Genomic DNA, 12,622 nt, shown 5'->3' with positions numbered 1-12,622 from the left:
CATGCCCAACGGGGCGGAGACCAGCACCCGCATCGAGTCGTACCTCCTGGCGAGGATCCCGTTCGTGACCGTCCGCACGGTCGAGCGGAGCCGTGCCCTGGACATGCTCGGTGAGCTGGCCCGGCACAAGCAGCTCGACATCCTCGTGCACACCCTCAGCCAGGGACTCCGGGACCTGCGCACCCGCCAGCCCGTCACGGACGACAGGTCGTTGCTCGGCGCGCTGGACCTGGCGGGCGAGTGGTTCCAGTCGAGGTCCAACCTGACCATCGTGTTCACCGACGTGCAGCACCTGTCGGAGGACAACGACATCTCCCGTCGTTTCGCGGACCTGGCCACGCTGGCGGAGGAGCACGGCGGCTGCATGGTGGTGATCACGTCCGACTCGGTGTGGACCCCGTTGCAGCGCATGGGCATGGCGGTGTCGCTCGACCTACCGGACATGGACGAGATGCGGGCCGAGATCGAGAACTTCCTGCGGCCCTACTCGACCGACATCCCGATCGAGTGGGGCCCCGCTGAGTACGCCCAGGCGGCGTCGATCCTCGCCGGTGTCACCAGGATCGAGGCGTTGAACATCCTTGCCACGCTGGTGGTGCGGCGATCGGTGACCAAGGAGGACCTGCCGGCGCTGAGCCAGGCCAAGGACGCGATCTTCAACGAGCTGGCGGGCCTGGAGCGGGTGTCGATCCGGGACGGCGACCACCGCGTCGGCGGCCTGGCCGGTCTGCGCCAGTGGCTGGACCGCAAGCGCCCCCTGCTGACCATGGACCTGCGCGACCGGGGCATGCGACCTCCGCGCGGCGTGCTGCTCGTCGGGGTGCCGGGTTGCGGGAAGTCGCTGTCCGCCAAGGCGATCGCCGCCGACTGGCAACTGCCGCTGTACCGGTTGGACATGGCGTCGGTGTTCGGCCACTACGTGGGCCAGTCGGAGAGCAGGCTGCGCGACGCCCTCGCCACCGCGGACACCGTGGCGCCGTGCGTGCTGTGGATCGACGAGATCGAGAAGGGCCTGGCCGGGTCGGGCGGCGGCGACAGCACCGGCATCACCACCCGCCTGGTCGGCCAGTTCCTGTACTGGCTCCAGGAGTCCCGTGCCCGCGTGTTCGTCGTGGCCACCGCGAACGACACCCGGTCGCTGCCGCCGGAACTGCTGCGCAGCGGCCGGTTCGACGACATGTTCTTCGTGGACCTGCCCGACCAGGAGGAGCGCCGGGAGATCATCGGCATCTACCTGGGCAAGTACCTCAGGGTGCCGGTCGCCGGGGAAGTCGTGGACGAGTTGGTGGCGCTCAGCGAGGGGTTCGCCGGGTCGGACCTCCAGTCGGCGGTGGCCGAGATCGGCTACGAGGCGATCCGGGTCGGCGACGCCGACGTGCCCGTCGACTACTACTACAGCGCGTTCCGGAACGTGGTGCCCCTGCTCCGGTCCGCACCGGAGCGCGTCGAGGAAGTGCGTCAGCTCCGCGACCGGGCGATCCCGGCATCGGGCAAGGCGCGGCCGAGCACCGACCGGACCGCCGGCGCGCGTCGCGTCGTGCTGGGCTGAGGGGGCCGCGTGACGACCGACGCGCTGTCGACGGTGCTGGAGCACACCGACCTCGCCATCACCGGGATCGACGAGCCGGACCGGGCGGCGTGGGTCTTCGCCCGGTGCTGGGCGCGGGTGGTGCGCTTCCAGCACCTGGAGGGCGACGACCAGGACCTGGACCGGGCGTTCGCGGACGCCCGGTCGCTGCCCCCGGACTTCCCCGGCCGGCCCAAGCTCGCGGCGGTCGCGGTGGCCGCCGCCCTCCAGCGAGGCCGGTTGCGGACCCGTGAACGCCTGGTCGCGGCCCGTGAACTGGCCGCGATCGCCGACACCGACCCGGCTCCGCTGCCGGCGTGGCCGAAGACGTCCGCGGCGGTGCGGGCGATGGCGCTGGTGAGCGCGGCGCAGCACGGCGAGCCGGGCTTCCACTTCGACACCGCGGTGGCCGAAGCCGAGCGCCTGGCGGCCACGGCCGCGGGTGACGAGCCTTATGCGACGATCGCCGACATGGCGTTGACGACCCTGCGCCAGCAGCGGTCGGTGGCGAACCACGACGCCGTCGGCGCCCGCGACGCCGCCGAGAATCTCGGCCACAGCCGCTTCGCCGTCGGTGGCGTCGACCTGATGCGGGTGATGGCGGAGTTCCAGGCCGCACTCCTGCGCCAGGACATCCAGCGGATGGCCGAGTTGTGGCCACAGGTGACCCGATTGGCGGACCACCCCGCGCTGTCCGCGAACACCAGGTCCGGCTTCGCGTTGATGGTGCGCTCGGTGACCCCGTTCATGACGATGCTGCGGGACGGCCACATCGCCGACCCCGGCGGCCTCGGCATGATGGCCGACCCCGACCTGATCAAGGCCATGGGCGAGTCGCCGCTGCTCGCCGACCAACCCGGGCTGTCCACCGCGGAGTGGGCGATCCGCACCTCCACCGCCGCCGCCGGCCAAGCGGCCATCGGCACGCCGGAGTCGATCGACCGGGCGATCGCCATGCTGTCGGAAGTCGTCGAGCGGGTCGACCCGCACGACGCGCGGATGGGCATGTACCTGACATCGCTGGGCTCGGTGATCATCGACCGCTACGTGCGCTCGGGTGACCGGGAGGACCTGCACCACGGCATCTCGACCCTCGAACGCGCGCGGGACGTCGTCGGCTCGGTGACCAGTCCCTACTGGCACATGATCGCGGTGCCGCTGTCGGTGGCCTACCGGATGGGCGGCCGGGCGGAGCTCGGGCGGGAGACCGCGCTCAGCGGGCTGCGCGCCCACTGCTGGAACGCGCTGGTCCAGGCGGACCCGGTCGCCGTGCAGGCCGCGGCACGGGCTGCGGCAGGCGACGCGGTGGACGCGGCATGGGCCTGCCTGGCCGACAACGACCCCGGCCGCGCCTTCACCGCGCTGGAGTCGGGCCGAGGGCTCATCCTGTTCTCCGCGCTGGAGCGCCGCGACATCGAGCGCCGCCTAGTGGACGCGGGCCGACCGGCGCTGGCCCAGCACTGGAAGCAAGCCGTGGCGGTCAACCCGGCCGAGATCCCGGAAGACCTGCGACGCCAGGTGATGAGCGAGCTGACCGGTGTCCCCCTCATGCCCGGATCGCAGCCCGGCCGGCCGGTGGGTGGCCCGGCCCGGCTCATCGACCCGCCCGCGCTGCCCGAGGTCCGCGCGGCCCTGGGCGTGCTCGGGGCCGACGCGCTGGTGTACCTCCTCCCCGGTGGGCAGGGCACGGGCGCGGCCGTCGTGGTGCCGGCGGAGGACGAGGCGAGCCGGTACTTCCTGCCCGGTCTCAAGGCGGCGCCGCTCGCGCGTTTCGAGGACTTCCTCGCCCGCTCCCCCGACAACGCCGACAGGGACACCGGCAGGGACGCGGACGTCGAGTCGACGCCCGCCGGTGACCTGACCGAGCTGTGCGAGTGGGCCTGGGACGTCGCGATCGGCCCGCTGCTGGAGCACCTGCCCGACAGCACGCAGCGGATCGTGCTGGTGCCGATCGGCGAGTTGGCGCGGATCCCGTGGCACGCGGCGCTCGACCGGCGGACGGGTGAGCACGCCGTGGAACGGGTCACGTTCTCCTACACGCCGTCCGCTCGCCTGATGTGCGAAACGGCCTGGCGCAAGCGGGTGCCGCCGAGCGGGCACGCGCTCGTCGTGGCCGACCCGGACACCGAGGGCGCGCAACGGGAACTGGTCGCGGCCCGTGCCGAGGGCGTGGCGGTCGCCGCGCTCTACCCGAACGCGCGGCTCGTCGGCCGGGCGCCGGACGGTTCGGCCGCCCCTGACGGCAGGGGAGCCAAAGCGGACGTCACCGGCTGGCTGGAGGCGGCCGAGGTGGGCTCCACGCTGCACCTGGCCTGCCACGGCGTGGTGGGCCATGACGCCGACTCGTCGTCCTACCTGCTGCTCGCCGACGGCGACCGCCTCGCGGCGGAGGAGCTGACCGCCGCTCTCACCACCTCACGGGGGCGGGACGTCGCGCTGGCCGTGCTGGCGGCGTGCCGCAGCGGGGAGTCCGGGCGCGGGCACGACGAGGCGTTCAGCATCGGATCGGCGTTCCTCGCGGCCAACGTGCGCACGGTGGTGAGCGCGCAGTGGAACGTGCCGGACGCGGCGACATCGGTGCTGATGTTCATGGTCCACCACTACCTGCGCGCGGAGGGCATGCCGCCGGCGGACGCCCTGCGCGCGGCGCAGCGGTGGGCGCTGCGCGACCGGACGCCGCCCGCGTCCATGCCGCGGGCGCTGCGCGACCACCTCGCCCGGCACGACGTCGGAGCGGTCGAGGCGTGGGCCGGGTTCACCCACGCCGGGCAGTGAGGTCACGGGACGGTGAGGTCACGGAACGGTGGTCACCACGGACACGATCGACGTCGTCCAGTCGCACGCTCCCCGGAGCTCATCCGGCCCCGAGCGGTGGGTGGCGGTCAGGCCGAGGCGGTCGACGACCCCGCCGGGGGCCGCGCCCCGCACCGCCGCCGGCTCCGGTTCGCCCAGGCGCGGCAGCCGGAACGGGTCCGCGGAGAACCGCTCCTCGGACACGAGGAGCTTGAACCAGTCGCGGACGCTCGCGCCCGGCTCCACCGGCCTGCCCGGCGGCAAGGACAACGTGATCGCCCGGCCACCCGCCGCGTGCGCGGTGTACCTGGCGCGGACCCAGCCGCCCGGGAACAGGCCGGGGTGCACCCGGTACCGGTCGGTCAGGTCCAGCAGCACGCAGAACAGGTCGCGGTGGTGGGTGTTCCCGAGGCGCACCAGCACTTTCGGCGGTGTCGTGTCGCGGTACGACGCGCGCAGCGCACCGGACGCGTCGACCGGCAGCGGGTCACCGCGCTCGGACAGGACTTCCACCCGCACCGCGTCGGCCAAGGCGGTGTTCGGGTTGGCCAGCGCCTTCACCGCCCGCCACCGCGCGACGTGCTCCAGGTCGGCGACGACACGCGCGGCGGCGTCCGTCGTGCGGACGTCGACCTGGGTGAAGAACGGGTCGCCGTCCGCCGACGTCACGTCGACCACACCGGGGGCGCGCACGACCACGCGGATGTCCGCCACCTCGCCCGGCTCGACCGGCCGCACGTGCGGCGAGGGGCGGCCGTCCGGCGTGGCGACCCGCAGCGCTGCGGCGATCCGTTCCGCCGCCACGGGATCGTCCCCGGACGGGTCCAGCGCGACCGCCGTGGCGGGCAGCGGCACGCGGGTCGTCACGACGGGGTACTGCCGCGTCCGGTCCGGCGTCCAGCCGACCGGCTCGACCGTGCTGTGGTCGGCGGCGACGTCGACCGCGCGCAACACCCGCAGCGGGTCGCTGCCCGCCACTCCGAACTCCACCGGGTCGCCCGGCACGGGCTCGGGCATCCCGTGGCAGGCGCCCGCGTCCACCTGCCACCGCCCGCGCACGTGCCGGGCGGTGGTACCGGTGGACGTGGACCGCACCGCGCCGCCGAGGAACGGCTGGTCGGCCAACGGGTCGTCGACGGGGTGGAGGGTCGGGTGCTGAACCGCCACCACGTTCTCCACGTCGCACGACACCGCGCCCAGCAGCTCGCGGTAGCCGACGCCCGGTCCCAGCGCCGCGAGCCGGCCGAGCAGGGCGCGGCTGAAGACACCGCGGTGGAAGCCGCGGAACGCCCTCTCGTACGCCTTCTCGCGGATGTCGCACGCCGCGAGGAGCACGTGCGACGGTCGGCGGCCGACCACGTCCCTGGTACCGGCGAACAGTTCGGGCACAAGGGATTCCGGCCTCGGCGGGACCAGCCGCGCGGGCGCGCCGCGCGCGGTCAGGGCGGTGTCGCCCCTGGTCGCGCCGTCCGAGTGGCAGCAGTCCAGAACTGCCACCACGTGCGCGCCGGAGGACGCGACGGCGTCCAGCAGCGCGCCGAGCTCCCGGTCCAGCAGGTCTTCCCCGCCGTCGAGCCGGCTGTCGGCGCAGACGATCGTCTGCGTCCTGCCGTTGGGCGCCGTGGCCTCGAAACCGGCGGCCACGGGCGCTTCCGAGCCGTGGCCGCTGAACCAGAAGAGCGCGGTGTCCCCTCGACGGGCTCGCCCGAGGTGCTCGCGCAGGCCGGTCACGACCGCTTGCCGGGTCGCGTCGGCGTCGAGCAGGACCCGGACGTCGGACCGCTCGACGTGGGTCCTCAGGTACTCGTCGGCGTGGCCGACGTCGTGGTGCGCGCCGCGAAGCGACCCCAGGCGACCCGCGTAGTCGTTGACGCCCACCAACAGCGCGTGAACCGTGCCCATCCCGCCGCACCTCCCCCACCACCGCTCCGACGAGTCTTCCTGACGGACGGCCCGCCGTGGGGTCCGGCACCGCGCAGGGCGCCGGACCCCGTCGCGTCACTCGTCGTCGCGCGACAGGTTCAGCACGGCCGCCGCGAGGTTCGCGACCGTGAGGACCACTCTCAGCACCCAGTAGCCGACCTGGGCCGGCGGGACGTTCGGCCGCCACCTCCGGGGACGTCTACCCGGCCCCGGCTCGTCCTGCTCTTCCTGCTGCGACACGCGTCGCTCCTCTCCCTCGTGGAACGGGGAGCGGGGGACGCCCGTGGGCATCCCCCGCCTCGTGCCGGCCTGGTCAGCCGTTCTCGTCGTCCTCGTCACCGCGTCCGAACATGGCCCCTCCTCCGCTCGCTCCCGGGCCACCGAGGACCCGGGCGTTTTCCGCTGACGACCGGGACGCCAAGGGCGGGTCGGGACGCGCAGTTGTTCGCGAGGGGGCGCCGGCGAGCCCGTGGAACCGGGCCATCCGCCATGGGGAACCTGCGAACCAGTACCGACAGGGAGAGGGGACGACGATGCTGACCGCGTGGGACGGATACGCCCGCGTCGACTACGTGCCGAGCCCGGGTCGCGTCCAGGTGACGCTCACGACCGTGGAACCCACGGTGTTCCGGAGGCTGCGCAACGGCCTCGCGTGCGCGTTCGCCGGCGACGATCCGGGTGGGCCACCGACGTACGTGGAGGTGGACGTCGGTTTCGGGCTGACCGACGACGAACGGGTGCTGCTGGGCGAGTCGCTGCTGGCGGTGGTGGACCCGCTGCTCGGCGGCGGCGGGGGCTCCACGACCACGCGGCTCGACCTCGGGCAGGTGGCCGCCCTGGCGCGCACCTGGGCGCCCTACCGCGAGGCGGTGCTGTCCGCCGAGCCGGGGACGACCGCGTCCGGGGCGTGGGTCGGCGGGTTGTGGACGCGGCTGACCGGTCTCGGCCTGCTCGCGGCACTGCGGGCCACCCCGTTGCAGGCCGACCCGTCCTACCGGGGCGATCGCCCCGCCGGTGATCCGGAGGACGTGCCGCCGGAGGACGACTTCACCTGGCACGACTCCGTGCTCCCCGCCGACCTGGCCGCGCGCGCCGGTGTCGAACCGGTCGTGCGCTGGACCACTTACCGCGTCGACGGCGTGCTCCAGGACGCGGTCGAGACCACCGGCGTGGTCGTGCACGCCACGGCGCTGCCGGCTGCCGACGCGCGGCTGGAGGTCGCGCTCGACGACGGCTCGGGCGAGTGGGTCGCGCTGGAGCCCGAACCCGGCGTCCCCCTGAAGCTGGCCGCCGATCTGCCCCTCGCACCCGACGCCGACGAGCCCGCGCTCCGGTTCCGCACCGACAGGAGGAACGATGGTCGACCGTCCGACGCGGACTGAACCGGCACCGTTCGACGGTGACCTGCTGCGCTCGTCCGCCCAGCACGTCCTGGACCACCTGCCGCCGCACCTGGTGGAGCGGATGACCGACAGGTACGGCACGGCCGACGCCGTGGTGGACGAGATGGTCGCGCTGGGCGAGCGGGTGTGGGGCACGCTGGACCGGCGGGGCCGGCGGCTGCCCGCCGAGGACTACCCGCTCTTCGCCGTCGCGCTGCTGTCGGTGAAGGACAAGGTCGCGGGGGTCCAGCAGAAGCCCACCAACGTGGTGGACGCATTCGACCAGCTGGCGTCCTTCGGCGATGTGCCGATCGAGGTCGCCGCCCAGAGCAGGATGCTGCGCGACAAGGACGTCGTCGCGCCGCTGCTGGACGCCGCACGAGTCGTCCGTGACGTGCGGGCGCTGAGACCGGACGACAGTCCGACGTTCGTCACGATGGTCACGACCGCGGTCCTCTCCACCTCCGGCGTCCTCCCGGACCCGCTGGCGGCGGTGGTGTCGGTGCTCGAACGGGGCGCCCTGCTGGCCGGCCGCCACCGCGCCCGGCTCGCCGTCGAGCCCGGGCCGGACCCGATGTTCCCGGTGCTGGGCAACGTGGACCTGGTCGGCCAGGTGGCCGCGTACCGGGTCGCCGTCGCGGAGTTGTCGGGTGCGTCGCCGGACGACGCGCAGCAGGCCGTCGCCGAGTACGCGGTCGAGGTCGCGCAACGGCTCAGGCGGGCGTTGCGACAGGCGGTCGATCCCGGCCGAGGGCGGATGGAGGTGGACGCGGTCACCGCGCTGGCGGCGTTCGCGCGGTTCCTCGCCGCCGACGGGCCCGAGCGCGGCGAGGTCGCGGAGAAGGTGTTCGGCCTCCTGCACCCGGAGTTCGGCGCGATGGCGATGCGGCAGTCGCGACGCGAGATCCCGGTGGACGGCGACGACTCGGCCTTCGCCCGTGACGACGCCGAGGCGGTCGAGCCCGACCGGGCGATCATCGTCGCCGACCAGCTCGCGTGGTGGATGCTCGTCGAGCTGTTCGCGGGCACGACGCCCGCTCAGCGCGCCGTGCTGACGGCCTGGCTGACCGGTCGGCGCGAGGTCGGTGACCAGGACTGGTTGCCGTTCCTCGTGGACAGGGTGCGTCGCGTCGAAGCACGGTTGCGCGGGGCTCGCGGTGAGCCGCCGCGCATCCGTGAGCACGCGGGCACCGCCGCGGCGTTCGCGGCCGTCAGGTCCCGCGTGCGCGACGCGATGGTGCTCGGTCTGCGCGGTGGCGCGTTGGCCCTGACCGTCCTGCCGCCCCTGTGGGCGGACCGGCAGGCAGCGGTCCAGCTGGTGGCGAGCAAGCTGCGCCTGGAGCTGGGGCGCAAGCGGACCACGCAGTCCAGGGCCGCGCTGGTGGCCGCGGTGGTCGTGCGCGCGCCGGCGCAACAGGTGCAGCGGGTGGTGGAGAAGGACCGGCCCGACGAGTGCCCTTGCGGTGTGGTCGACCGGGTGCCGCTGCCTCCCGCCGGCGTGTGCCCGCACCGCCCGTGGTCGGAGAGCGGGCTCGTGGAGAGCTACACGACCCTCACGTGGTTCGCCGAGTACACGGCCGAACCCGCGACCAGCGCGGACCTCAGGCGCTACAAGGGCCCGTGGCAGGAGTGGGTGCAGGAGGTGCTGGAACGGTCGTGAGCCGGGTCGCGGGCGGGTCCACCGGAACCGCCCGCGACGCCGTCAGGCCACCAACGCCGTCAACCAAGCAACGCCGCGACCCTCTTGCGGATGTCCTCGACCTCGTCGTGCCGCACGTAATCCGCGGCGTTGCCCCGGGAACTGGTCTCCAGCCACCGCTCCGCCATGTCGAGCAGGCGCCGCAGCCGGGCGGTGTCCTCCTCGGTCAACGGCTTCACCCCGGTCTCCAGGGCGAGGAGCAGGGCCGGGGCCGCGCGCAGGGCGAAGAGGCCGCGTTGCTCGTCGGACACCGGCTGGTACCGGCCGGCCTCGTGCTCGCGCAGCACGAGGCCGATCCACTCGTGGCCCAGGGCGGCCCAGTCCCGCGCCTCGTCCGGCCGGTGCCGGGACCTGGCCAGCTCCACGAGCCGCGACGTGGACGCGGTGGCGACGTAGCTGGTGAGGCCGAGGGGGCCGAAGACGCCGATGCGGCGGTAGAGCCGCCTGCGGCTCGGGATGACGAACTCGCGGAACAGGCGCACGGCTTCACGCAGGTCGTCGGCGTCGTCCTTGTGACTGCCCAGGAAGGCGGCGTAGTTGTGCAGCAGGTAGCCGAGTCCGTGGGCCGCGGCGCTGCCGGGCGCCGACAGGTCGGCCTCCAGCGTCTCGGCGTAGGCCCGCCAGTAGCGGCGCACGAGGTCGTCCAACTCCGCCGGCGTCGGGAGGCCGGCGGTCGGGTCCGTCGCGTTGGTGGTGCGGACGGCGTTGAGCTCTATGCACGCCGCACCGAGGACATCGGCCGTCGCACCCCGGTCCAGCACGCCGTCCGCGAGCATCCCGAGGCAGCGGTCCACGCCCTCGACCAGGGAGCGGACCAGGCCCGCGATCGGGTTGGTGCGGTTGTGCCGCAGAACCACGACCCGCAGGACGTCCAGCCGGGTGCGGACCACGGCGGACGTCGGGTCGTCGGCGTCGAGGCACCGCGCGGCCAGCCCGTCGACGTCGTCCAGCACCGCCAGGAAGTCCGCCTCCGCCAGGCCGGGCGAGCCGACGTCGGCCCGCACGTACCGCGCGACGCCGAGCGCGGCGAGCAGCAGCGCCCGACGCCCCTGCTCCGACAGCTCGGCGGCCCGTTCCGGGCTGGGCAGCAGCACGCGGGTCGCGGTGCTCGCGTCGTCTTCGCCGTGCACGGACGACCAGTACTCGCACACGCTGTCCACCAACCCGGACACGGGCAGCAGCGCTTCGGCGACGAACTGCTCCGGTTCCCGTTCGCTGATCCAGACGTACCCGCCGCCCTCGGCTTCGCTCGCGTCGAGGAGCAGGGAGATCAGGCGCTCCACCAACTCGTCGCGGCGGTCGCGCGCGGTCGAGCGGAAGTGGGGGTCCGCGTCGGGCCGCACCAGGTCGTCGGCGGGTTCCGGGCCGAGGTCCGGCAGGTCGACGCACGACACCGTGCGGTCGAGGAAGAACAGCTCGCGGGGATGGGTGATCGGGTCGAGGTCCTCGACGTCGCCGGCGCCCATCTCGGATCGCGCCGCGGCCCGCTCGGCCAACCCGGCCGCCCGGCCGAACCGCGGGCTGTCGAGGGACTCGCGCTGGATGCGCCGCGCCTTGACGGCCGCGACGACGAGCGCCGGCTGCGAGCGGAAGACCTCGATCGCGGCGGTGGCCCAGGCGGCGATCCGCAGCACCAGCGGGAGCGGGCCGCCGCCGGGCGCCCGGAGCAGCGGCAGCGCCTCCTCCATGCCCCGCACCACGGGCTCCAGCAGGGTGTTGACCGCGGTCAGCAGGACGGCGGACTTCGTGTGGGGGCCGAACCGGTTCGTCGTGGCGTTGATGATCTCGTTGGGCAGCGACTTGCCCGGTGCGGCGACGACGGCCCGGCCGTGCACCACCCAGTCCACACCGGACGGGACTTCGGGCCGGTCGGACCGGTTCGGCGACGGCGCGCCCCGCGCGATCTCGGTGATGGTGATCCGGTTGAAGTCGCTGAGCCACGTCATGGTCCCGAAAGGGCTGATGGGCGACGTCACGCCGAACAGCGGCGCCACGTTGCGCGCCAGCCGCGCGGGCACCACCTCGGAGCGCTTCTCTGTCGTCAGGGGGACGACGGCGGGAAGCAGCGGCATGAACTCACTCCATCTCATCGCGCGGCCCCCTCATACCGACCACGCCGCGAACGGGAGTCAAGGCGAGTTTTCTCACAATCCGGCATCGACAGCCCCACCCTCCCTCAATCACATATAAAAGTATGTCCATGACCTCACGCGTCGCCTCTCGCCCATCCCGCCCCGCACCCCCGGGGCGTTCGGACCACCGGCGTCCCACTTCCGTCCCCAAGCTGCCGCAGGACGTCGCGCAGGCGATCTGGTGGGAGCTGAGAGCCGCCCGCCAGGCGGTCCACAGCCGGCACGGCGCCCCGCCGTGCGACACGGAGCTGTACGTCACCGGCTTGCGCCTCGGCAGGCGGTCGCGGACGGCTCCGCCGGCGAGCGGGTACCGGCTCTCCGGCACCTGCCCGTGCCGCGATCTGGTCTCCGACGCCGTCGAACTCGCACTGCGCTACCTGACGGACCACGCGGGCGATCTGCACAACCCTCCCGGAGCGGTGCGGCGGCACCTCCGGTTCCGGCTCAGCGACGAAATGCGCCGGGCACGCGCCGAGCGCGGGGCGCTGTCGAGGCCGGAGGCAGCCGCCGTCAACCGCTACGGCAAGGCGTTGCCCGACGACTTCCACCGCACGGTGCTCGTGATCCTCGCCGACGAGGCGGGCTGCGACGGCCCGCTGCGCGGCGAGTCCGGGCTGCTGCGCCGGCTGGGCGACCGGTGCGCGGACCAGCTCGGCGGGACGCCGGACGACTACCGCCACCGGCTGCCCGACGCGATCCGGCTGGTCGAGCGGACCTGCAGGGGCGGGTCGCTGGTCGACGTGGGCGGCGACGACCGGCGCGAGATGGTCAGCTGGTGGGAGGCCCACATCGACCGCCCGCTCGGCAGGCGCGCGAACCCGGCGGACCTGCGGGTGGCCGCGAGCGCCACGGACGCGCCGGCCATCCAGATCCCGGACCACGACTCGGCGGAGTCGCCGGACGAGGCCGTGCTGGACGCGCTGCTCATCGCGGTGGCGACCGCGGACCGGGACGACGAGGAGGCCGCGTTGCGCGAGACGATCGAGGAGCTGGCCCGGAGCGGCGTCCTGCCACCGGTCCGAGCCGGACTCCTGCTCAACGACCCCGGGCGGCGCCTCGACGTCCTCGACCAGGTCCGGTCCATGCTGGCCCCACCGGCCCGCCGCCGCCGGCGCGGGTGAGACGC

General features: G+C 73.9%; 8 protein-coding genes. 5 read left to right on the top strand and 3 right to left on the bottom strand.

Annotated features, from left to right (window positions below):
- Position 1: 1 nt before the first annotated feature.
- Both ACRAKI_RS12340 and ACRAKI_RS12335 read left to right on the top strand, forming a co-directional pair.
- The gene (locus ACRAKI_RS12340; RefSeq protein WP_447007203.1) at positions 2–1,549 is read left to right on the top strand and encodes an AAA family ATPase; all 1,548 of its coding nucleotides are present in this window, start codon (positions 2–4) and stop codon (positions 1,547–1,549) included.
- Positions 1,550–1,558: 9 nt separating this feature from the next.
- The gene (locus tag ACRAKI_RS12335; protein WP_447007202.1) at positions 1,559–4,342 is read left to right on the top strand and encodes a CHAT domain-containing protein; all 2,784 of its coding nucleotides are present in this window, start codon (positions 1,559–1,561) and stop codon (positions 4,340–4,342) included.
- Between the two features lie 18 nt (positions 4,343–4,360).
- On the opposite strand, the gene ACRAKI_RS12330 is transcribed toward ACRAKI_RS12335, so the two are convergent.
- The gene (locus tag ACRAKI_RS12330) at positions 4,361–6,262 is read right to left on the bottom strand and encodes a caspase family protein (protein ID WP_447007201.1); all 1,902 of its coding nucleotides are present in this window, start codon (positions 6,260–6,262) and stop codon (positions 4,361–4,363) included.
- A gap of 96 nt (positions 6,263–6,358) precedes the next feature.
- The gene (locus tag ACRAKI_RS12325; protein WP_447007200.1) at positions 6,359–6,523 is read right to left on the bottom strand and encodes a hypothetical protein; all 165 of its coding nucleotides are present in this window, start codon (positions 6,521–6,523) and stop codon (positions 6,359–6,361) included.
- Between the two features lie 293 nt (positions 6,524–6,816).
- Between ACRAKI_RS12325 and ACRAKI_RS12320 the strand changes: the two genes are divergently transcribed.
- Both ACRAKI_RS12320 and ACRAKI_RS12315 read left to right on the top strand, forming a co-directional pair.
- Positions 6,817–7,665 carry a hypothetical protein gene (locus ACRAKI_RS12320; RefSeq protein WP_447007199.1) on the top strand — a complete coding sequence of 283 codons (849 nt, stop codon included), beginning with the start codon at positions 6,817–6,819 and terminating at the stop codon, positions 7,663–7,665.
- On the top strand, positions 7,640–9,325 hold the full coding sequence (locus tag ACRAKI_RS12315; protein WP_447007198.1) for a hypothetical protein: 1,686 nt from the start codon (positions 7,640–7,642) through the stop codon (positions 9,323–9,325). The genes ACRAKI_RS12320 and ACRAKI_RS12315 overlap by 26 nt, the downstream gene beginning before the upstream one ends.
- Positions 9,326–9,384: 59 nt before the next feature.
- On the opposite strand, the gene ACRAKI_RS12310 is transcribed toward ACRAKI_RS12315, so the two are convergent.
- On the bottom strand, positions 9,385–11,436 hold the full coding sequence (locus ACRAKI_RS12310) for a hypothetical protein (RefSeq protein ID WP_447007197.1): 2,052 nt from the start codon (positions 11,434–11,436) through the stop codon (positions 9,385–9,387).
- A gap of 128 nt (positions 11,437–11,564) precedes the next feature.
- Here ACRAKI_RS12310 and ACRAKI_RS12305 point away from each other — a divergent pair, with 128 nt between their 5' ends.
- Entirely contained in the window at positions 11,565–12,617 is a 1,053-nt protein-coding gene (locus ACRAKI_RS12305; RefSeq protein ID WP_447007196.1) for a hypothetical protein, read from the top strand.
- Positions 12,618–12,622: the final 5 nt, after the last annotated feature.

This window comes from Saccharothrix isguenensis (assembly GCF_052936305.1).
This window is presented reverse-complemented; position numbering and strand designations above follow the sequence as displayed.